This is a genomic window from Pseudomonas izuensis (assembly GCF_009861505.1).
Classification (GTDB): Bacteria; Pseudomonadota; Gammaproteobacteria; order Pseudomonadales; family Pseudomonadaceae; genus Aquipseudomonas; species Aquipseudomonas izuensis.
The window spans coordinates 79,436-101,749 of sequence record NZ_WTFT01000029.1 but is presented as its reverse complement, the minus strand read 5'-3'; the positions used below and the strand labels follow the sequence as shown (position 1 = coordinate 101,749).

14 protein-coding genes are annotated in these 22,314 nt (G+C 59.5%); 6 read left to right on the top strand and 8 right to left on the bottom strand.

Features of this window, described 5'->3' with window-relative positions; genetic code table 11:
* Positions 1-35: 35 nt before the first annotated feature.
* Complete coding sequence (locus tag GPL81_RS23100) at positions 36-1,442, bottom strand: NAD(P)/FAD-dependent oxidoreductase (protein ID WP_160108582.1); 1,407 nt, start codon at positions 1,440-1,442, stop codon at positions 36-38.
* Between the two features lie 50 nt (positions 1,443-1,492).
* The gene (locus GPL81_RS23095) at positions 1,493-2,308 is read right to left on the bottom strand and encodes a helix-turn-helix domain-containing protein (RefSeq protein ID WP_160108581.1); all 816 of its coding nucleotides are present in this window, start codon (positions 2,306-2,308) and stop codon (positions 1,493-1,495) included.
* A gap of 250 nt (positions 2,309-2,558) precedes the next feature.
* Between GPL81_RS23095 and GPL81_RS23090 the strand changes: the two genes are divergently transcribed.
* Positions 2,559-2,831: a DUF1652 domain-containing protein gene (locus GPL81_RS23090; RefSeq protein ID WP_096511341.1), complete on the top strand. Its 273-nt coding sequence runs from the start codon at positions 2,559-2,561 to the stop codon at positions 2,829-2,831.
* Positions 2,832-3,009: 178 nt separating this feature from the next.
* On the opposite strand, the gene GPL81_RS23085 is transcribed toward GPL81_RS23090, so the two are convergent.
* Positions 3,010-5,484: a UvrD-helicase domain-containing protein gene (locus tag GPL81_RS23085; protein ID WP_160108580.1), complete on the bottom strand. Its 2,475-nt coding sequence runs from the start codon at positions 5,482-5,484 to the stop codon at positions 3,010-3,012.
* Between the two features lie 278 nt (positions 5,485-5,762).
* On the opposite strand from GPL81_RS23085, the gene GPL81_RS23080 reads away from it, so the two are divergent.
* On the top strand, positions 5,763-6,458 hold the full coding sequence (locus GPL81_RS23080; RefSeq protein WP_096511338.1) for a pirin family protein: 696 nt from the start codon (positions 5,763-5,765) through the stop codon (positions 6,456-6,458).
* Between the two features lie 165 nt (positions 6,459-6,623).
* Here GPL81_RS23080 and pgm read toward each other — a convergent pair whose 3' ends face one another.
* From pgm to GPL81_RS23060, 4 genes are all read right to left on the bottom strand, one after another.
* Positions 6,624-8,270, bottom strand: coding sequence for a phosphoglucomutase (alpha-D-glucose-1,6-bisphosphate-dependent) (gene pgm / locus GPL81_RS23075; RefSeq protein ID WP_160108579.1), 1,647 nt, complete (start codon positions 8,268-8,270; stop codon positions 6,624-6,626).
* A 125-nt stretch (positions 8,271-8,395) separates the two neighbouring features.
* Entirely contained in the window at positions 8,396-9,796 is a 1,401-nt protein-coding gene (locus GPL81_RS23070) for an aminotransferase-like domain-containing protein (RefSeq protein ID WP_160108578.1), read from the bottom strand.
* 67 nt (positions 9,797-9,863) lie between these two features.
* Positions 9,864-11,354 carry a hypothetical protein gene (locus GPL81_RS23065; RefSeq protein WP_160108577.1) on the bottom strand — a complete coding sequence of 497 codons (1,491 nt, stop codon included), beginning with the start codon at positions 11,352-11,354 and terminating at the stop codon, positions 9,864-9,866.
* Positions 11,355-11,910: 556 nt separating this feature from the next.
* Positions 11,911-12,933 (bottom strand): zinc-dependent alcohol dehydrogenase family protein, encoded by a 1,023-nt coding sequence (locus tag GPL81_RS23060; RefSeq protein ID WP_160108576.1) that lies wholly within the window; start codon positions 12,931-12,933, stop codon positions 11,911-11,913.
* A gap of 270 nt (positions 12,934-13,203) precedes the next feature.
* Here GPL81_RS23060 and GPL81_RS23055 point away from each other — a divergent pair, with 270 nt between their 5' ends.
* The 4 genes from GPL81_RS23055 to GPL81_RS23040 all read left to right on the top strand — a co-directional run bounded on the left by GPL81_RS23055 (position 13,204) and on the right by GPL81_RS23040 (position 20,307).
* Positions 13,204-14,121 carry a LysR family transcriptional regulator gene (locus tag GPL81_RS23055; protein WP_096511328.1) on the top strand — a complete coding sequence of 306 codons (918 nt, stop codon included), beginning with the start codon at positions 13,204-13,206 and terminating at the stop codon, positions 14,119-14,121.
* Positions 14,122-14,440: 319 nt separating this feature from the next.
* Positions 14,441-15,694, top strand: coding sequence for a multidrug efflux RND transporter periplasmic adaptor subunit MexE (mexE, locus tag GPL81_RS23050; protein WP_160108575.1), 1,254 nt, complete (start codon positions 14,441-14,443; stop codon positions 15,692-15,694).
* Between the two features lie 15 nt (positions 15,695-15,709).
* Positions 15,710-18,886, top strand: coding sequence for an efflux RND transporter permease subunit (locus tag GPL81_RS23045; RefSeq protein ID WP_160108574.1), 3,177 nt, complete (start codon positions 15,710-15,712; stop codon positions 18,884-18,886).
* On the top strand, positions 18,886-20,307 hold the full coding sequence (locus GPL81_RS23040; protein ID WP_160108573.1) for an efflux transporter outer membrane subunit: 1,422 nt from the start codon (positions 18,886-18,888) through the stop codon (positions 20,305-20,307). Before GPL81_RS23045 ends, GPL81_RS23040 begins: the two co-directional genes overlap by 1 nt.
* 133 nt (positions 20,308-20,440) lie before the next feature.
* On the opposite strand, the gene GPL81_RS23035 is transcribed toward GPL81_RS23040, so the two are convergent.
* On the bottom strand, positions 20,441-22,051 hold the full coding sequence (locus GPL81_RS23035) for an ArnT family glycosyltransferase (protein WP_178122623.1): 1,611 nt from the start codon (positions 22,049-22,051) through the stop codon (positions 20,441-20,443).
* Positions 22,052-22,314 lie beyond the last annotated feature (263 nt).

Genomic DNA, 22,314 nt, shown 5'->3' with positions numbered 1-22,314 from the left:
TGTCGATGACAGCCTATGGATAGAGTGCGCGCCGCTTACTGCATGAAACCTTCCATGAACCCCGCGACTCCGCTGGCGAGCTGGCGTCGCCAAGGGGCGGTACCCGGATTGGCCAGGGTCTGGTCTTCGTGGACGAAGCTGCGAATGATCGCGTTGTAACCGAGCCAGCGGCAGGGTTCGGGTTCCCAGGCCTTGAGTGCGTCGAGGCCGCCCTGAGGGATGACCCACGGCTGGCGAACCAGCTCGGTGTCCCGTTCCAGGATCAGGTCTGCCAGGGTTCGTCCGCCCAGGTTGCTGGCGCCGACGCCCTCCCCGCCATAGCCGCCGGACAAGGCGATGCCGCTGGCCCGGTCGCACAGCATGTGCGGTTTGAAACGCCGGGACATGCCCAGGTTGCCGCCCCAGCCGTGGGTGATCCGCACGTTCTTGAGTTGGGGGAACAGTTCGCCGAACAGATAACGGCGTAGCTCGATTTCGCTGCCGGTCAGGTCGAAGTCATGGCGCAGCCGGCCGGCAAACTGGTATCCGCCCCGTGCGCCGAAGATCAGCCGGTTGTCGGCCGTACGCTGGCCGTAAGTGACCTGACGGCTGCTTTCACCGAAGGCCTGGCCATGGCTGAGGCCGATCTCGTCCCAGGTGGCGGCGGACAGTGGCTCGGTGGCGACGATCAGGCTTTGCACCGGCAGCTGATAACGCCCCAGCGGTGGCAGCGTGACCGCATAGCCTTCCACCGCCGGCACCACCCAGCGGCTGCGCACCGAGGCTTGTGCCGTGCGCAGGCTGCCGGATTGCCACTGGGTGACCGGGCTGTTTTCGTAGATGTTGACACCCATGCGCTCGACCGTGCGTGCCAGACCACGGGCCAGTTTCGCCGGGTGCAAAGTCGCGACGTGGGGCGCATGGATACCGCCATAGGGTTTGGCGATCCGGATCTGTTGCGCCAGTTGTTCCGGATTGAGCCAGCGGTAATCGCTTTCGTTGAGGCCCTGACGGTAGAGCTTGTCCAGGTACTCGCGAAGGCTGGTTTCCTGTTCGGGGTAGCGGGCGGCGCAATACAAAGCGCCGCCCTGGCGCAGATCGCAGTCGATGCCTTCACGTTCGAGCACGATTCGCACTTCATCAGGAATGTTGTGCAACAGATCGTAGGACGCCCGGCGCTGCTCCGGTGAAAGGTCGGCCAGTAGTCGGTCTTCGCCCAACAGATTGCCCATCAACCAGCCGCCATTGCGCCCCGAGGCGCCAAAACCGGCGGTTTGCGCCTCGATGATGGCAATGTTCAGCTCCGGTGCCTGACGCTTGAGGTAGTACGCGGTCCACAGCCCGGTGTAACCGGCACCGATGATCGCCACGTCGATATCCAGATCCTGTTCCAGCGCTGCACGCGCCTGAAGCGGCTCGTCGAGTTGGTCCATCCACAAACTGATAGTGCGCCACGCCGGCATGCAAGACTCCGCCACTCAAACTTCGATGGCGTTGATCCTAGTGCGTGGCTTTAGAGGCTGTCTTGCGCGCGTGCACGCAAAGAAATTTGTTTGGCGTAGGCCTTGGGCGACTGACCGGTGTGCTGGCGGAAACAGCTGTAGAACGCCGACAGTGAATTGAAGCCGGCGGCGAATGCCAGTTCGTCGATGCGCACCGGTGGCCTGGCATTCTCCAGCGCGGCGAGCAGGTGTTGCAGGCGAGCCTGGTTGACGTAGCGATAGAAGCTTTGGCCGAGCACCTGGTTGAGCAGATAGGAAATCTGATTGCGGCTGTACCCGGATTCCTTCGCCACCCGCTGGAGGTCGAGTTCAGGGTCGAGATAGGGTTGCTGGCGCTGGAAATACTGCTGTAGATCATCGGCCATGAAACTCAGCTGGCGCGGCGACAAACCGAGGCGACTGACCGCCGGACGCTGGGTGCCGGGAGTTTTGCGGGTCGATGGCTCATGCACCAGCGACGCGTACTCGTTGACCCGCCAGATCAACCCGTCCCGCACGGTGATGGCCTCGCTGGCGCGAAACGACACCAGGCCTTCGCCACCGCGCAGGGTTATCCGGTACTGAATGAACGCGGTGTTGCCATCCAGGCGAATGCGGTCCGAATGTTCCAGCGCTTCATCCGGGTCCCGAGGCATGCTGCTGCGTACGTATTCGCGTAATTCGTCCAGGCCCATCACGCGGTTCTGGAAAAAGTCGTTGTACTGGATCTCGGGGTGATACAGCGCCATGACACCGTCCAGATCCCGGTGCTTCCAGCGCAGGTGATAACGCATGACCGTTTCGCCCGTGGCCTGGGTTTGCAGCGGGCCATCATCCTCGGCGTGCATAAAGGTCTCGACGAAAAAAACCGAGCTTGCCGAAGTTTCCCCGCGCCTTCAATGGCTACCGGGTCGAGAGCCGCACTCGAACAGTGACCTGAATCAAAAAAATGGCAGCAATCGCTAAACGGCCTGAAAAGAACACATTTTTTTCACACGTGAGTGCTACTGTTAAAACTTGTCACTGGTTGAACCAATGAAGGTTCTTCCCTCCTACCATGAGCTAACGGAAGCGCTCGATGAAGAAGGCGGGCAACACATGAATAGAGGGTTTAGCAAGGTCACTTTTCCAAATGCCTGCCAGCTGATGCGCTGGCATTTTCATCCCATGGGATTCGAGGCGAGCATGGATGCCCCGGGCAGCATGATTGCCCGTTTGTTTGATCGGGCCAGTGGCGAGACCATGATCGCCATTGCCGGTATTCCCTGTGCGACGGTCATGAATGCCGCCGATGTCGAACGAATAATCGAAGCGGTGGAGGATGAGCTGGAAGCGTTCGTTCCACCGATGGCCCTCAGGAGTTATGCCTGACAGCCGGATAGCCAACTAAAAGCCCACACCCTGTGGGCTTTTTTACGCCTGACACAAAAACCTTGTAGGAGCAAAGCTTGCTCGCGATGGCGGCAGTTCAGTCAACAATGATGGCGCCTGATACTCCGCTATCGCGAGCAAGCTTTGCTCCCACAGCAAGCTCGCTCCTACAGGTGATTTACGCCGATGTTTTGCTTTGTCGATGATCGGCAAAAAACGCCTTGCCCTTGCCAATTCGATCGGATGCCTTGGGCATATTGGCGGCCTGGGAATCCTGCCCATCGACATACCAATAGCAGTGACTCACTGCCCGGGTAATGCCCACGTACGCCAGACGCAGAATTTCGTCTTTCTGCGCAGTATCGTACGGCTCACTGTCACCGGCCTTGCCCAGACCTGCCATGCGATACACCTGGTTTTTGTAAGGCGAACTGGTCAGGTGCTGACAATCACCGAGCAGAAAAACCGCATCGGCCTGCAGCCCCTTGGCGCTGTGATAGGTCAGTTGCTTGAGGCGCCGGGCTTCGTGCGGCAAGCTCGAATCAACATTAACTACTGACTGAATATGCTCTTCAATCAATGACTTATCGCTACTTTTTCGATAAAGCATCAAGATTGAATCGCCCTTGCGGTAGTGCTCGATCAGGCGTTTGGCCATGCCTTGGTCGTCGCGGTCCAGTACGTTGACCGGGAGCAGCTCCCTCGGCTCGCCACAGGCCTTGGCCTTCTTGCCGGCAATTGCCGGGGCGGCGCGCACGATGTGTTCGGCAGCATCGATGATGTGCTGGTGACTGCGGTAGTTGTCGCTGAGCATGACTTTGGTGGTGCTCGGCGAAGAAAACTCTTTGTTGAACTCAATGAAGTAACTGGGCGAACTGCCGCGCCAGCCATAGATCGATTGCCAATCATCCCCGACGCAGAGCAACGATGAACGCTGGGCACCGCGCCCTACATGCATGGCCGGGCCACGGCTGCGGATCTCGGCCAGGCTGGCGCGGATCCAGGAGACGATCTGCGGCGATACGTCCTGGAATTCGTCGATCATCAAGTGCGAGAGCGGTCGTAGCAGCTCATCACTGAGCAGTTTGAGGTTTTCCGGGGAGTGCTCGCTGAACAGGGCAAACATCCGGTTGTAGGTCATGATCGGCGGTTTCTGGTCGAGCAAATGATCTTCCAGCGCTCGCCAGTACAGACTCAGGGCCTCGAAGAAAAACCGGTCCGGGTCGTCCTTGGCGAAACTCATCTGACTGACGGCGTTCGGCACGTCCAGGCCGAGGTTTTCGATAAACCCGGCAGCCGCGACAAAACAGTCCAGCAACGGTGCGGACGCCAGTTCGCCCTTGACCTTGTAATCGAAGCCCGGTCCCGCGCTGGCATCACCGGCCAGTGACGCCAGAACACGTCGCGAAGATTCGTAACTATCCAACCATATCAAAGGCTTACGACAGAAAGCTTGAAACAGGGTGCGTTTCACGGCCCACTCTGCGCGTACCGTCAGCTTGGCATTCGGACGGCTGACCTGCGGGTTTTCCCGGGGATCGAAACCCAGCACCACCCAGGCGTCCAGGGATGGAATATAACCATGGCAATGGAAGGTGGCGCCGTTGATATCGAAGGTCTGGCGCTTCGGCTCGATGCCTTTGATCGGCCAGGCCCCCGCGCGAAACCACAGATCTTCGATGGTGTCGCACAGTTCTTCATCGCGCCTGGCCGCCAGTTCGGTCACGGCCACGCGCTTCTGCACGTCCGGGTGATCGCGCTCCAGCTCCTTGAGCTGCAAGGCGTGGCGCGACAAGGGCTTGATCAGTTCGCGAAAGCGCTCATCGCGGGTATGCAAGGCGTAATAACAGGCATTGAGTTGCTGGCGCTGGGCGTCGTTGATGCGCAGGTCGAACGGGTTGCTGTCCACCTCTTCATCGCCGCCTGGTGCGCGCAGGCTAAGGTTTTCGAAGGCCTGCAGGCGTTCGAAGCCCGGCAGGCTGCGGACCATGGGTAGAATCCGCGAATGGAAGGTGCGCACCAGATCCCGTGCATCCTTGAAGCCGAGCACCCGGCCCCAGAGCGCGAAGATCTCGATCAGCTTGTTGATGAAGTCCTTGCGTGACTCGCGGGTGAAGGTCACCACGGTCATCGAGCTCAGCTCGAATCCCAGATAATGCGTCAACAGCACAATGCGCAGGACCAGCGTCGTCGATTTGCCGGCGCCGGCACCGGCGATCACCGAGGTTGAAGGTGTATCGCTGAAGATCATCTTCCATTGAGCGACGCTGGGTTGCGCATGGGCCGGCAGCAGCCGGGCGACGTCGGCCTTCATGCGTTTTTTCAGCTCTGCCGTCAGGGGCAGGCGCCAGTCGTCGAACAGGTGATCATCGATGTTCGGTGGCCGATGCTCGGTGCAGCGCGAGTCGCGAATCAGCAGCACCTGCCGACCTTCTTCCAGACCCTCGAGCTTGCCTTCCTTATAGCCATACTCCACCCCGGCAATGTGCCCGCTGCGAAAACCATCCGCCTGGCCATGCAACCAGGACGCGCGGTGTTGCGCGCGCAGGCGCGTCAGGCCGTGGCCAAAGAAACGCGCGGCCAGCCGCTTGAGCAGCGGCATCTCGGCCAGCGGACGAAGTTCAGGGGGAAGATCGGGGGTGTGTTGCGACACGCGGACGGACTCCAGGGTGTGAGGCTGTTGAGGGCTATGGTGTCTGCATTTGCCTTTGAGTTCTAGTGAAATGCTTATGACTCATTGGCTTATGCGCTGTATTGAAGGCTGGATGAGATTATCCATGGGGTGCATCGCATCAAATTGCTCGATAGGTATGAAGCATTTTTTACGCTTTTTATCGATGATTGCCTGAAGGATGATGCCCTTCATCAACTACCGGTCTCGTTTCATGGCTTACGCGTCCTGCCCATGACGAACCTTTCCAGGAGACGATCATGCTCGAACTCAGACCTTTCAAGTCACTCGGTGGCGCGCACCACGGCTGGTTGGACGCCCATCACCACTTTTCGTTCGCCGAGTACCATGACCCCAAGCGCATGAACTGGGGCAACTTGCGGGTGTGGAACGACGACGTGATCGCCCCCGGCACCGGTTTCCCGCAGCACCCGCACCGGGACATGGAGATCATTACCTATGTGCGTGAAGGCGCCATTACTCACCAGGACAACCTTGGCAACAAGGGTCGTACCGAAGCGGGTGATGTCCAGGTCATGAGCGCTGGCACCGGCATCGCCCACAGCGAATACAACCTGGAGGCAACGCCGACCAAGATCTTCCAGATCTGGATCATCCCCAATGAATCCGGCCTGGCACCGTCCTGGGGCGCCAAACCCTTCCCTAAAGGCCAGCGCGAAGGTTTTGTGACCCTGGCCAGCGGCAAGGCGGGCGACGATCAAAGCCTGCGCATTCGTGCCGATGCACGGCTGGTGGCAGCGAACCTGAAGGCCGGCGAAAGCGCCGAATATCACCTGGACAGCGGCCGTCGTGCGTACCTGGTCCCCGCCACCGGAGTCATTGAAATCAATGGCTTACGTGCACAAGCTCGAGACGGTGTTGCAGTGGCCGATGAGCAGGTGTTACGGGTGACGGCCATCGAAGACAGTGAAATCGTGTTGGTGGACCTGGCGTGATCCGGTAAAGACCGGGCAAAAAAAAGGGGCGACCGTAAATGGTCGCCCCTTTTTTTTGATTCGAGATTTGCGTCGCGTATAGCACCGTCATCGCGGGCAAGCATTGCTCCCACAGGGAATGCGTTCAACTGTGGGAGCAAGGCTTGCCCGCGATGGGGCCCTCAATCACTTCGCAGAAATCGCGCCATCCACCAATGTCTGAGCCTCAGCCACCAACTGCTTCAAATGCACATCGCTGACAAAACTTTCCGCATAGATCTTGTAGATATCCTCGGTACCCGACGGACGCGCCGCGAACCAGCCGTTTTCGGTCATGACCTTCAGGCCGCCAATCGCCTGGTCGTTGCCCGGCGCGTGGCTGAGGATGCGCTGGATCGCTTCGCCCGCCAGTTCGGTCGAGGTGACCTGATCCGGTGACAACTTGCTCAGCAGCGCTTTCTGCTCCGGATTGGCCTTGGCGTCGACCCGTACCGAGAACGGTTCTCCCAACTCATCGGTCAGGGCACGATAGGCCTGGCTTGGGTCACGACCGGTGCGGGCGGTCATTTCGGCTGCCAACAGCGCCGGGATCAAGCCGTCCTTATCGGTGCACCAGACGCCACCGTCCTTGCGCAGGAACGACGCGCCAGCGCTTTCTTCACCGCCAAAACCCAGAGAGCCATCGAACAGGCCGTCGGCAAACCACTTGAAGCCGACCGGCACTTCGTACAAACGACGACCCAGGCGCTTGGCCACGCGATCGATCAGCCCGCTGCTGACCACGGTTTTACCCACGGCCGCATCGGCACGCCAATGCGGACGGTTCTGGAACAGGTAATCGATGGAGACCGCCAAGTAGCTGTTCGGTGCCAGCAGGCCGCCGGACGGAGTGACGATGCCGTGGCGGTCGTGGTCAGGGTCGCAGGCAAACGCCACATCGAAACGTTCCTTGAGACCGATCAGGCCCTGCATGGCGTGAGTGGACGATGGATCCATGCGGATCTGGCCATCCCAATCGACGGTCATGAAGCGGAACGTCGAATCGACCTGCTTGTTCACCACCTCAAGATCCAGGCGGTAGTGCTCGGCAATTGCCGACCAGTAGCGCACGCCTGCCCCGCCCAGCGGATCGACACCCAGACGCAGCTTGGCGTCACGGATGGCGTCGAAGTCGATGACGTTGATCAAGTCGGCGACGTAGGTGTTCACATAGTCGTGACGATGGGTGGTGCTGGCTTTCAGGGCCTGTTCGTAGCTGATGCGCTTGACGCCGGCGAGCTTGTTGGCCAGCAACTCGTTGGCCTTGGCTTCGATCCATTTGGTGATGTGGGTATCGGCCGGGCCACCGTTGGTAGGGTTGTATTTGTAACCACCACTTTGCGGCGGGTTGTGGGATGGCGTAATGACGATGCCGTCCGCCAGACCCGAGGTGCGCCCGCGGTTGTAGCAGAGAATTGCATGGGAAATGGCCGGGGTCGGCGTGTATTCGTCGCCTTCGGCAATCATCACCGTGACGCCGTTGGCGGCCAGCACTTCCAGGGCGCTGGCGCCTGCCGGGGTCGACAGCGCGTGGGTGTCGATGCCGACGAACAGAGGACCATCGATACCTTGGGCTTCGCGATACAGGCAAATGGCCTGACTGATCGCCAGGACGTGCCATTCGTTGAAACTCAGGTCGAAGGAGCTACCTCGGTGCCCGGAGGTGCCGAAAGCCACGCGCTGGGTCGAGATGGCGGCATCAGGCTGGCCGGTGTAATACGCCGTTACCAGTCGCGGGATGTCGACCAACAATTCTACCGGTGCCGGTTTGCCCGCAAAATGACTGAGTGTCATGCAAAACCTCTGGAATAGAGTGGTTCAGGAATTGGAACGCAGTTTACTGGCAGTTTGACCGCTGCGCGACGTTATCGATCCCGACCCGACTCAAGCGCACTGTTATAAACCTCGGGCAGACCGATTCAGTCAAGTGATTCCAGGCGCAATGCCTCGCCCAACAAGCCCAGTGCGGTGGTGAGGTCGTGATCGCTGCCGAAGCTGTGGCTCAAGCGCAGATGTTGGGTATGCAGCCCCTGGAGACTGAACAACTCGCCCGGTGCAATGACCACCTGATGCTTGAGCAGGCGCTGGAACACCTGTCGCACATCGACCCGGCGCATCGAACGCACCCAGATCGTTGCGCCACCTTCAGGCTCGACGAACTGCAGCGCATCGCCCAGGCGTTCGCACAGCAATTGGCTCATCTGCGCCTTGCTGTCCTTGAGCCGGCGTCGCAGCAGTTGCAAATGCTGATCAATGCGACCGTTGTTGTACAAACGGGCAATGGCTTTCTGGCGAATCGAAGACGGGCGAAAGGCGCGCAGCAAAAACTGCCGCTGCCATTCGTTGCTCAGATGGCGCGAGAGCAAATAACCGTACGGGGCTTCCGGACCGATGACTTTTTCGAACGTGGAAAATACCAGCAGCCGGTTCGGGGCCAGCAGATCGCGAAACCGCAGGCTATCCGGCTCGAATCCGAGCTCACCGTAACAGTCGTTTTCCAGCACCCAGCAGTCATAGCGTTCCAGTAACTGCGCGACGGCTTGCCGGTTATCGTCCGGCGCCCGGCTGCCTCGGGGCATGTTCAGCGCGGATGAAACCATCACCAAATGCACGGGCTCGGTTTCCAGCAACTCCTTCAGATGTTCATGGTGCAGGCTGCCATTGGCCATCAGCGGCCATTCGATCACTCGCACACCCGCCGTCTGAAACAGGCGCAATATCCCCCAATCGCAAGGCGACTCCACCACCACCGTGGCGTCCTTGAGGCACAGCACGGCGATCAGGATTTCCAGCACACCGCGAAGGTCGGCACCGATATAAACATCATCGGCGTGCCAGCAGCGCACCGGCGACGTGGTATAGCGCGCGGCCAAGGCCATGCGCAGCTCCAGTTCGCCACAGGGTTGTGAATGGGGTTGCGGCTGGCGTGGGTACTGGCGCAGCAGCTCTCTTTCCAGCAGCAACAACGGGCTATCGATCGGCTGCAGCAATGCCGGCTCGTCGCCGCTCAGCACCAGCATGCCAGGCCGGCGAGCATTGACATACACGCTTTCGAGCAAGTCGTTACCGCTGTAGAGCGTGCCGATGGCCGGTGTCGGCAGCGCGTAATAACCGGACTTGGCCACCGAATACACCCGCCCTTCTTTCTCCAGCAGTGAGTAGGCGTACTGAATGGTCGAAATCGACACGTTGAGACGCTCGGCCAATTGGCGCAACGAAGGCAGGCGCAGGTGTTCATCGCCGGCGGTTTCGCCGATCAGGCTGATCAGGTAACGGTAGACTGCCTGGTAGGCGAAATCGGTTTCGCGGGGGCTTTTCATGGCAGATGGCCGCGGGGGTGACAACGCTTGTCGTGCGATGCCCGAGGGGCTTTCGGTCCGTGCATTTTCAACGACCTGCCGACCGTTCACCCATCATGACAGTGTTGTCGTTGCCCTCGCCGGCCTGGACTTCCATATCCGGATCGCCAGTTGCCGATTCAACGGCCCTGCCCTGATTTACAGGCACCGGCCCCATGCGATAGAGCTGGCCAATAAGATTGACCGGCAGGCCGCTGACATCGACCATCCATTGTATGACCTGATCCGCGACCGGATACCCCTGCATGGCCCGGTGCAATTCCGGCATGGCCACCAGCATGCCGGGGTGACACTGGCGCAGAAACCGTTCGAGGGTCGCGGCATTGTCACCAAAAGGCGCGAACAGCAGGCACACCATTTGCGCTTCGCTGAGTCCCAGGCTGCGCTGTGCCTCGGCCGCCGCCCGTACACGCAGATCCGCCAGCGTCGCCGGATTGCCGAACACTTCCTCCGCCAGTTCGCACAAGCGCTCCGGCAATTGCTTGCGACGCATCATCACCAAAGCTCGTTGCAGGTATTCGGCGACACCCGCCTCGTAACTGCGGCCTTGCACGAAGCAGGCTTGCAGCCCTCGCAGGTGTGCCGCAACCGGAAGGCTGACGTACTCGTTGTCACTGAGTTGCGCCGCCAACTCGTCTGCCTGAAACCCGAGAAATTCGGTGAGTAATGGCCAGCGCTCCTTAAGATTGCTCACCAGCATGTCGTGGATATCGATAAACGTTGTGCGGCGACAGGTTTCAAACTGTTCGGCCGGGTGCCACGGTACCAGGTCGTCTTCGGTGTAGAACCGCCGAAAACCTGCGCTGCCCAGTTCATCGAGTAACGCGAACAACCCGGCGTAGCCGGGCTCAGGGTAGTCCGCAGACTGAAGCCCGGCCTTGGCGACCGCGCGTTTCAAACCCTCCATGAACTGCTTCTGCTGCCGAGGTGTATCGCTGCTCACCAAGGCATCGACGCCATGGTTCCAGCGGGCGATTTGCCCGCAGAACTCACCCATGGACAGATAACTGTCATCCCACAGATCAAGCGGCCCATCCCAGACCCGGCGATGTCCCAGCATCAGCAGGTTCGTCCGATTGGATTCGTACCCGGCCGGGGAAACCGGCGCCGCATGGTTGAACGCCAGGATTTCCCGGTTATCGGCCATCAGCACTTCAACCCGTGGATCGTCATAGACGAACAGTGCATTGCAAGTGCGATGGATATTTTCCAGAGCCGTCGGATTGCTGCCGTGCACACGCAAGGTCGCCACCCGCAACTGGAATGTCGCCGGCGCCCGGCTGGCAATGGTCAATTGAGCAGCGCGCAGTAACGCCAGGGTGTAGCAACTGTCACGGGAACCTGACTGGATCGCCAGCACCTTGAACTCGCCCATTCGTTCCATGCCTCCGGCGGCAACCCCCAGGCGTTGAATCAACAACTGCAGTGCCGTGCGTTCGGCACGGGAAAAGAAACTCAGCAATCGTTGCAGCACTTGTTGGTAGACATAGTTCATCGCTTGGTCATGGATGTGGGTCATCTTTATTTACCTGATGCTTGTAAGTTCGATATTGCGCTAACAACGGCATGCACAGCGCAGGGAATGGCCTGGATATGAGTTGATGAGTGGATTTTATTGCCGAATGCTAGCACTGAAGTTTTCAGCCAGACATTTCAGACAGTGGGCGGGTGTAGCCAGCCTCGAGCACACACAGGCAGCAGAAAGCCCCGGCCTGCCGGGCTTTCTGCGCCAACACCCGACGTCCTAGGAAATGCCCTACAGAATCCCACAGATGTTTAATACAAGAAATACAGAAAGAAGTTGCCGACAATTGTTCTGCAACTGCGTAAGAGTGCGCTGTTTGTTCAATAAACAAACGTGCAGCGCATTGAAAAGTATCGATCCGATACCCGCCCATGACTCATTCCTTGAGATGAAAGTAATCATCCAATTATCAGGGCTTAGTTGAGCAATAGAAGCTACAGATCGAGCGCAAAAACCAGTTCAGTTGCTGGATTGCCCACATATGCAATGTGGGGAAAACGAAAGAGTCCGTATGAAACGGACTCTTTGAGGGGGGACGTCGAGGGGTGAATCAGGCCGGTTCGACCTGCAGCGCCACCCTTTCGCGGCAAGGGCATTCGCCCATGTAGCGATGCGCTTCGATAAACTCGGCAAACGGGAAGACCCGAGTCTTGAGTGGCAGCAGAACGCGATCGGCAGTCAGCTGGTTGATGTCACGCAAGGCACGTTGCAGCGCGACCTGGTCCTGGATGATGCCCAGTTCCGGCTTGCCGGTGAAGTTGCCGATGCAGTGCACGAAAAACTGAATGTTCTTCTGGAACGCCGCGCAGGCCGGGAATGGCGTCTGGTTGCCACCTTGCAGGCCGTACAGGACCAGGCTGCCGCGTGGTGCCAGTACATCGCCGAGCAGCGACATCTGCGGTCCACCCAAACCATCGAACACCACGTCTACACCGCGGTTGTCGGTGATCTTGTTGATCCGCATCAGCAGATCTTCTTCTTCGGTGACGATGACTTTCTCGGCACCCAGCGACAGCAGGTACTCACGTTCCTCCGCCGTCTTGGTAGCGGCAATCACCCGGACACCCAAGGCTTTGCCCAGTTGTACGAACGATGGACCGGCGCAGTGGCTGGCATCGGTGACCAGGGCGAATTGCCCGGGTTTGACCCGCGCCAGATCGATATAGGCGAAATAGGCGACCAGCAGCGGCGTGTAATGCACGCTGGCTTCGATCGGGCTAAGCACGTCCGGGTAACGGGTCAGCGACGTACGCGGCAGGACAATCTGCTCGCCGTAGACCGGATAATCGTTCGGGCTTTCGGCCGGGAAACTGGCGACCTTGTCACCGACCGCCAGGTCATCGACCCCCTCACCGACAGCGGTGACGATGCCGGCCATTTCCTGGCCGAGACCTGAAGGCAGACGAGCATGGGAAGACGCCAGGTTCTGACGCCAGAGAATGTCGTACCAGCTGATGCCAATGGCTTCGACGCGCACCTGCACTTCGCCCGGTGCAGGCAGAGCCGCCGCATGCTCTTCGCATTTGAGCACCTCGGCTGGACCAAACTTGTGAAAACGGATCGTGCGGGACATCGCAAACCTCGCCAAATGAACCTCTAATGCCATGAACTCTAGCTGGGCTTTCAACCCAACACTATCAGTGGCTATTAATAGTCGACATGCCTGTCATTGATTCGGCAGCATCGGAAACATCGTCTAACGACGTACGGCACCAAATCCTTCCTTTGTAGGAAAACTGAATTACTCGGTGCAGAGTACCAGCCTTTCCCCGTAATATTCCTGCTGGCCATTGTTCCCATATGGCCGCTCACGTCAAGCTTGCTGACTCTGCCAGGACTCCAGATGAATCGTAATGACCTGCGTCGTGTCGACCTGAACCTGTTGATCGTATTCGAAACCCTGATGCACGAACGTAGCGTGACCCGCGCCGCGGAGAAGCTGTTCCTCGGTCAGCCGGCCATCAGTGCGGCGCTCTCGCGCCTGCGCGGGCTGTTCGATGACCCGTTGTTTGTGCGCACCGGCCGCAGCATGGAGCCGTCCGCGCGCGCCGTGGAAATCTTCGCCCTGCTCTCTCCGGCGCTGGATTCCATTTCCACCGCGGTCAGCCGTGCGGCCGAATTCGACCCGGCCACCAGCACTGCGGTGTTTCGCATCGGGCTGTCGGACGATGTCGAATTCGCCCTGCTGCCCATGCTGCTCAAGCGCCTGCGCGCCGAATCCCCGGGAATCGTGCTGGTGGTGCGGCGGGTCAACTACATTCTGATGCCAGGGTTGTTGGCGTCTGGGGAAATTTCCATCGGCGTCAGCTACACCACCGACTTGCCGGCCAATGCCAAGCGTAAAGTGCTGCGTCGCAGCCAGCCGAAGCTTCTGCGCGCCGACACGGTACCGGGGCCGTTGAGCCTGGATGATTACTGCGCCCGCCCCCACGCGTTGGTGTCGTTTGCCGGCGACCTCAGCGGCTTCATCGATGAAGAGCTGGAAAAATTGGGGCGCAAACGTCATGTGGTGTTGGCCGTGCCGCAGTTCAACGGCTTGAGCACCCTGCTGTCCGGCACGGACATTGTGGCCACGGTGCCGGATTACACGGCCGATGCACTGACGGCGGCAGGTGGCGTGCGGGCCGAAGATCCGCCGTTGCCGGTGCGCAGCTTTGAATTGCACATGGCGTGGCGTGGGTCGCAGGACAACGATCCGGGTGAGCGCTGGTTGCGGTCGCGGATTCAGATGTTCTTTGGGGATCCGGATAGCCTGGCCTGATCCAGATCATGTATCGAGGCTGATGGCCTCTTCGCGGGCTAGCCCGCTCCCACAGGGATTGTGGCGTTTCAAATAACCCTGTGGGAGCGGGCCCGCCCGCGATTGGAGCCCACTCGGTTCCAGGCCAGACCTTTGCAATTCTGGAAACACAGAATTGCCATCGACCTCGTTGATCGTCTCTTGGCAAAAGGCGCAGGCTAGAGAGCTGCCTTGGGTCTCATATCATTCCGAATGATAGTTACCTTTGCCCCATTCGATTCGTGAGATACAAACCCGCCGCGCATCATTCGCCAATCTCAACACATTGGCGGATGCATCCATGGAACAATCACTCAAACATTTGCGCTTCCCGTTGGCCCTGTTGGCCGTAGTGGTGATCAGCGCGTGCGGCAAAGCACCGCAAACGGCCGCAACCATGCCCGCAGCCAAGGTCAGCGTGGCCAAGGTGCTCGAGCAACCGGTCAACGAGTGGGACGAATTCACCGGACGCCTTGAAGCACCGGAAACCGTCGAGATTCGCCCACGGGTCTCCGGTCAGATCGATGAAGTGGCTTTCACTGAAGGCGCGCTGGTCAAGAAAGGCGACCTGCTGTTCCAGATCGACCCGCGTCCGTTCCAAGCCGAAGTCCGCCGCCTCGAAGCCCTGGTTGCCCAGGCCCGCGCCAATGCCACCCGCAGCGAAAACGAAGCCCAGCGCGGTGAGCGCCTGCGCACCAGCAACGCCATTTCCGCCGAGCTGGCCGATTCGCGTACCAGCGCTGCCCAAGAGGCTCGCGCCGCAGTCGGTGCCCTCCAGGCTCAACTTGATCTGGCGAAATTGAACCTGAGCTTCACCCGCGTTACTGCGCCGATCAGCGGCCGCGTCAGCCGTGCGGAAATCACTGCCGGCAACCTGGTGACCGCCGATACCACCCCGCTCACCAGCGTGGTCTCCACCGACAAGGTCTACGCCTACTTCGACGCCGATGAGCGTGTGTTCCTCAAGTACACCCAGCTCGCCCGCCAGGGTAAACGCGGCGCCACTACCCCGGTGTACATGGGCCTGTCGAACGAAGACGGCAACCCGCACCAGGGCCAGATGAACTTCGTCGACAACCAGGTCAACCCCAAGACCGGTACCATCCGCGGTCGCGCCGTGTTCGACAACAGCGACGGCAGCTACACCCCGGGTCTCTATGCACGCCTGAAACTGGTGGGCAGCGGCACCTACAACGCCATGCTGATCAACGATGAAGCGGTCGGCACCGACCTTGGCAAGAAGTTCGTGCTGGTGATGGATGCCGACAACAAGACCGCTTATCGCGCGGTCGAGCTGGGGCCGAAAATCGAAGGGCTGCGCATCGTGCGCAACGGCCTGAACAAGGACGACACCATCATCGTCAAGGGCTTGCAACGGGTCCGTCCTGGCTCGCCAGTCACCCCTGAAGTGATCCCGATGGCCAGCGAACAAACTCTCGCGGCCCTGGCACAACAACGACAAGCGCTGGAAGCCAGCAACCTGCCACAAGTTGCGCCTGCCAAGGTCGCGCCGGGCACGGTTGTGAAACTGGCTGCTGCGAACCCACGCGGTTAAGGGATAACGACTCCGATGAATTTTTCCCAATTCTTCATTTCACGGCCGATCTTCGCAGCGGTGCTATCGCTGCTGATCCTGATCGCCGGCGCCATCTCGCTGTTCCAGCTACCGATCAGCGAATACCCGGAAGTGGTACCGCCGACTGTGGTGGTCCGCGCCAACTTCCCGGGTGCCAACCCTAAAGTCATCGGTGAAACCGTGGCTGCGCCGTTGGAGCAAGCCATTACCGGCGTCGAGAACATGCTGTACATGTCTTCGCAGTCGACCGCCGACGGCAAGATCACCCTGACCATCACCTTTGCCCTGGGTACTGACCTGGATAATGCCCAGGTGCAGGTGCAGAACCGCGTGACCCGGACCGAACCGAAGCTTCCCGAGGAAGTGACGCGCATCGGTATCACCGTGGACAAGGCCTCGCCCGACCTGACCATGGTCGTGCACTTGACCTCGCCGGACAAACGCTACGACATGTTGTACCTGTCCAACTACGCGATCCTCAACATCAAGGATGAGCTTGCGCGTCTGGGCGGTGTCGGTGATGTGCAGCTGTTTGGCATGGGCGATTACTCGCTGCGTGTCTGGCTCGACCCGAACAAAACCGCTTCGCGCAACCTGACCGCCACTGACGTTGTAACGGCCATTCGTGAACAGAACCGCCAGGTGGCCGCCGGTGCATTGGGCGCTCCCCCTGCCCCAAATGCCCAAAGCTTCCAGCTGTCGGTCAACACGCAGGGCCGTTTGGTCAGTGAGGAAGAGTTCGAGAACATCATCATTCGCTCCGGCGATAACGGTGAGATCACCCGCCTCAAGGACATCGCTCGCGTTGAACTGGGCTCCAGCCAATACGCCCTGCGTTCCTTGCTGAACAACCAGCCGGCGGTGGCGATCCCGATCTTCCAGCGTCCGGGCTCCAACGCCATCGAAATCTCCAACGAAGTTCGGGCCAAAATGGCCGAACTGAAGAAGGGCTTCCCGGAAGGCATGGATTTCAGCATCGTCTATGACCCGACGATCTTCGTGCGCGGCTCTATCGAGGCGGTGGTTCACACCCTCTTCGAAGCACTGATCCTCGTGGTGCTGGTGGTGATCCTGTTCCTGCAAACCTGGCGCGCCTCGATCATTCCGCTGGTGGCGGTGCCGGTGTCGCTGATCGGTACCTTTGCCGTGATGCATCTATTCGGCTTCTCACTGAACGCCCTGTCGCTGTTCGGCCTGGTATTGGCCATCGGGATCGTGGTGGACGATGCGATCGTGGTGGTGGAAAACGTCGAACGTAACATTGAACTGGGGCTCAACCCCTTCGACGCGACCAAAAAGGCCATGGGTGAAGTGACCGGCCCGATCATTGCCACGGCGCTGGTGCTGTGTGCGGTGTTTGTTCCGGCGGCGTTCATTTCCGGCCTGACCGGCCAGTTCTACAAGCAGTTCGCCCTGACCATCGCAATCTCGACTGTGATTTCGGCCTTCAACTCGTTGACCCTGTCGCCAGCGCTGGCGGCGGTATTGCTCAAGGGCCATGACGCACCGAAAGACCGTTTCTCCAAGGTGCTCGACAAGGTATTCGGTGGCTGGCTGTTCCGCCCGTTCAACCGCTTCTTTGAAAAGGCCAGCCATGGTTACGTCGGCACCGTTGCCCGCGTGATCCGCTCAAGCGGTATCGCCCTGCTGCTGTACGCCGGCCTGATGGTTCTGACCTTCTTTGGCTTCTCCAGCACCCCGACCGGTTTCGTACCCGGCCAGGACAAGCAGTACCTGGTGGCCTTCGCGCAATTGCCCGATGCCTCGAGCCTGGACCGTACCGAAGACGTGATCAAGCGCATGTCTGATCTGGCGTTGAAACAGCCTGGCGTGGAAAGTGCGGTGGCCTTCCCTGGCCTGTCGATCAACGGCTTCACCAACAGCCCGAACGCCGGCATCGTGTTCGTGACCCTCAAACCGTTCGATGAGCGCAAAGACCCGAGCATGTCCGCCGGTGCGATTGCCGGCGCGTTGAACGGCCAGTACGCGAACATCCAGGAAGCCTACATGGCGATCTTCCCGCCACCGCCGGTACAAGGCCTGGGCACTATTGGTGGTTTCCGCCTGCAAATCGAAGACCGGGGCAACCTGGGCTACGAGGAGCTGTACAAGGAAACCATGAACATCATTGCCAAGAGCCACAGCGTTCCGGAACTGGCCGGCCTGTTCACCAGCTATACCGTGAACGTGCCGCAGGTCGATGCCGCCATCGACCGGGAAAAAGCCAAGACCCACGGCGTGGCTGTCAGTGACATCTTCGACACGCTGCAGATTTACCTGGGTTCGCTGTATGCCAACGACTTCAACCGCTTTGGCCGCACCTATCAGGTCAACGTTCAGGCCGAGCAGCAGTTCCGCCTCGAATCCGACCAGATCGGCCAGCTCAAAGTGCGCAACAACAAGGGCGAGATGATCCCGCTGGCGACTTTCATCAAGGTCAGCGACACCTCGGGCCCGGACCGCGTGATGCACTACAACGGCTTTATCACCGCTGAAATCAACGGTGCGGCAGCCCCTGGCTACAGCTCCGGCCAGGCCGAAAAAGCCATCGAGAAACTGCTCAAGGACGAACTGCCCAACGGCATGACCTACGAATGGACCGACCTGACCTACCAGCAGATCCTGTCCGGCAACACCGCGCTGTTCGTGTTCCCGCTCTGCGTGCTGCTGGCGTTCCTGGTACTGGCGGCTCAATACGAAAGCTGGAGCCTGCCACTGGCGGTGATCCTGATCGTACCGATGACCCTGCTGTCGGCCATCACCGGTGTGATTGCCTCGGGCGGTGACAACAACATCTTCACCCAGATCGGCCTGATCGTACTGGTAGGGCTTGCCTGTAAGAACGCGATTCTGATCGTCGAGTTTGCCAAGGATAAACAGCTGGAAGGCATGAACCCGCTGGCCGCCGTACTGGAAGCCTGCCGCCTGCGTCTGCGGCCGATCCTGATGACCTCCTTCGCCTTCATCATGGGTGTGGTGCCACTGGTGTTCTCCAGCGGTGCCGGTGCCGAGATGCGTCACGCCATGGGTGTGGCGGTGTTCTCCGGGATGCTCGGGGTGACCTTCTTCGGTCTGTTGCTGACGCCGGTGTTCTACGTGTTGATTCGTAATTTCGTGGAGCGCGGCGAGAAGCGCAAAGCGGCCAAGACCCTGAAGCTGGAGTCGCACTGATGAGTTTGAAAGCCTTTTTGCCGAGCCTGCTGGTCCTGGCGCTGAGCGCCTGTGCCGTCGGCCCGGACTACAAGACACCAGCTACTGAACCCGCCAACATCACCACAGCCACCGATGGTGCGGCCGGCCAGAAGAACTTCGACCGTTCGCGCTTCGAAGGCATCTGGTGGCAGCAGTTCGAAGACCCGACCCTCAACCAGTTGGTGACCGAGTCCCTCAAGGGCAACCGTGATTTGCGCGTCGCCTTTGCCCGTTGGAAAGCGGCGCGGGCGATCAGGGATGACGTCAGCAACGACGCCATGCCGACCATCACCAGCCGCGCCAGCAGTGACCTGGGCAAGGGGCAGATTCCCGGCCAGGCCACCAACCGGGTCAATACCGAACGCTATGACCTGGGCCTGGACATGGCCTGGGAGATCGACCTGTTTGGCCGCATCCAGCGCAACCTAGAGTCGGCCAACGCCGAGCAACAGGCGTTCGAGGCCGACCTGTACCAACTGCAAGTCACCATGATTGCCGAATTGGTGGATTCCTACGGTCAACTGCGCGGCGCGCAGTTGCGGGAAAAAATCGCCTTGGCCAACCTGGAAAACCAGCGGGAGTCGCGCAAGATCACCATCAGCCTGCGTGATGCCGGTGTCGGCGACCAGCTCGATGTGGAGCGCGCCGATGCCCGTCTGGCCTCGGTCGAAGCCAGCGTGCCGCAATTGCAGGCCGAACAGGTTCGGCAGAAAAACCGTATCGCCACCCTGCTGGGCCAGCGGCCGGACAAGTTGACCGTGGACCTGAGCCCGAAAGACTTGCCGGCGATTGCCAAGGCACTGCCGATCGGCAATCCGGGCGAGCTGCTGCAACGCCGTCCGGACATCCTCAGCGCCGAACGCCAACTGGCTTCGGCCACGGCGCGAATCGGCGTGGCCAAGGCTGATCTGTTCCCCCGTGTCAGCCTCAGCGGCTTCCTCGGCTGGACCGCCGGGCGTGGTTCGCAGATCGGTTCCTCGGCGGCCAACGCGTGGGCACTGGGCCCAAGCATCACCTGGGCGGCGTTTGACCTGGGTAGCGTAAAAGCCCGCATACGCGGTGCCGATGCCGATGCCGAGGGCGCGCTGGCGACCTACGAGCAGCAAGTGTTGCTGGCCCTGGAGGAATCGGAAAACGCGTTCAGCGACTACAACAAACGCCAACAGCGTCTGATTTCGCTGATTCGCCAGAGTGAGTCGAGCCGTTCCGCAGCAGACCTCGCCGAGATCCGCTACCGCGAAGGCACCTCGGACTTCCTCGTCCTGCTCGATGCCCAGCGTGAGCGTCTGGCGGCAGAAGACACCCAGGCCCAGGCCGAGATCGACCTGTATCGCGGCATCGTCGCGATCTACAAGGCCCTCGGTGGCGGCTGGCAGCCGGAGACGGTCGCCAGCAAATAACCGCTTTCAAGTGCTCCTTTGGTTGGCCGCAACCAACCAAATTTTTTGCCCCGCGCCTCATTCGGTCGCGGGGCTTTTTTTTACTTTTCAAAAAGCCAGGGTAAATCCCTGTGATGCATCAAGGCGCAACGAATCAAGGTGCAAGTTGCAGCAATACGTAGTCATCCTTGTCGAAACGACCTTCCAACACCCGCGGCAGTGGCAAGACCTGCGATGGCGGGAGTTTCCGGTAAGACGCTTCACTCATGACTATGTAGGCGGGGGCTTTGACCGCCTCCAGCTGTTCGGACGTCTCGGTGAAAATCGGTCGAACGTCAGTATCCGCATTGACCATGAACTTGATTGCCTTCGCGTCCTTGCCCAGGCCATGCAGCACCAGCGGTACGGAATCATTGTGCACCCGGTCAAGCACCGCCAGAGAGAACTGGCGCGTGTCATACGCGCCGCGTTGAATGGGTTCAACGTACAGGATGTAGACCGACCACACCGCCAACACCGCAGAACACGCCAGACCTGCCACTCTCAACGCTGGTTTGAACAGCGAGACCAAGGCGACGATCTGCAGAAAAACCAGCAGCCCAAGGATCAAACCGATGGAGGGCAATGATTCCGGTAGCCGATGATGCGCAATCAGCACAACACCAAACAGCACGCCCGGCAGCACCAGCCAGAGCCCTTGTATCAGCAGTCTCAAGCCGGCAAACAGACGACCGCCTGCGGCCTGGAACGGATAAGCCGCGACAATGGCTGCCATCGGCAACATCGGCAACAGATAGCGCGCTTTCTTAGCCTGGGGAATCGAAAGCCCGATCAGCACGATCAGACCTGCAGCCGCGCAAAACATCATCAATCGCCATTGTGGCCCGCGATCATTTCTATCGCCGGCCAGCACGCCCACCAATGTCAGCAATGCAAGTGGATAAGCCAACGCATAATTGCCCAGGGAACTGGTGAAATAGAACAGCACATTGCTGGAGCCTTCGCTGCCATCGATGCGCCCCGTCACCTGCATGCGAATAACATCCCGCACAAAGGCTGCATCGCCGCTGATATCGGCCAGCCACAAGATCAATCCGATGCACAGGCACAGCAGCGCCAAGGCAACCACACCAAAGCCAAGCATCCGCCTGTATTGACCGCTGAACAGGTAATAACTGCATAGCATGCCGGTAGGCACGATCAGGCCGATCGGCCCGCGAATGGCAAAGCCCAGCATCAACAACGCAAACAGCCCAGCGAGACGCCTGCGTGCATTGAAGTGATCTGCCGCATAGGCCAGGTAAAAAACCGCGAATGAAACCGCCGCCAGCATCAGGTCCAGCGATACAGCCCTCACCTCACTGATGAACGTCACACTCAGCAACATCAACGCAATACTGACCAGCGCCCACTTTGATGAGTACGGCGCGAGCAGGCGATACATGAGCGTCACAATCACCGCGGCGGCAATCGAGGAAGGCAGCCAGGCCGTGAAGCTCGTCACATGCCCGAAAGGCAACGAAAGTACATAGATAAAAAACGTCGACATCGCACTGTAGTCGGCGTAAGGCTCACCGTAGGTCGTCGGGAAAATACTCGGCCCATGGCGCAGCATTTCCTGGGCGAACATCACAAACCGCGAGTCGAAGCCAATGAACGACTGCTGATTGCTCACCATCACGAACAACAGCAGCGTCAAGATACCCAGAACGAACGAATGCAGGCGCATGGCCATGGACGGCTGGAGGGTTGAAGGGGAAGACATGTAGTTGATCCCTGAATTGAATGCACGCTGACTAGCGTGAGCTGTACGCTTTCAATGACGCCGCGCTACGAACAAATCCAGGGAAACCCTCTCCACCCGAGTTGATCATATTCCGTTGCCAACATTGCGCAGTCTGGAGCGAGAAGTCTGGAGTGCTATTTGTTAAAAAGAAGTGAAAGTTTGGTGAAGACATTTACATTTATAAGACATGCACCCTGACAAATTACAACAAGTTATTTTTCATGTTGTAAATCACAGCTTTA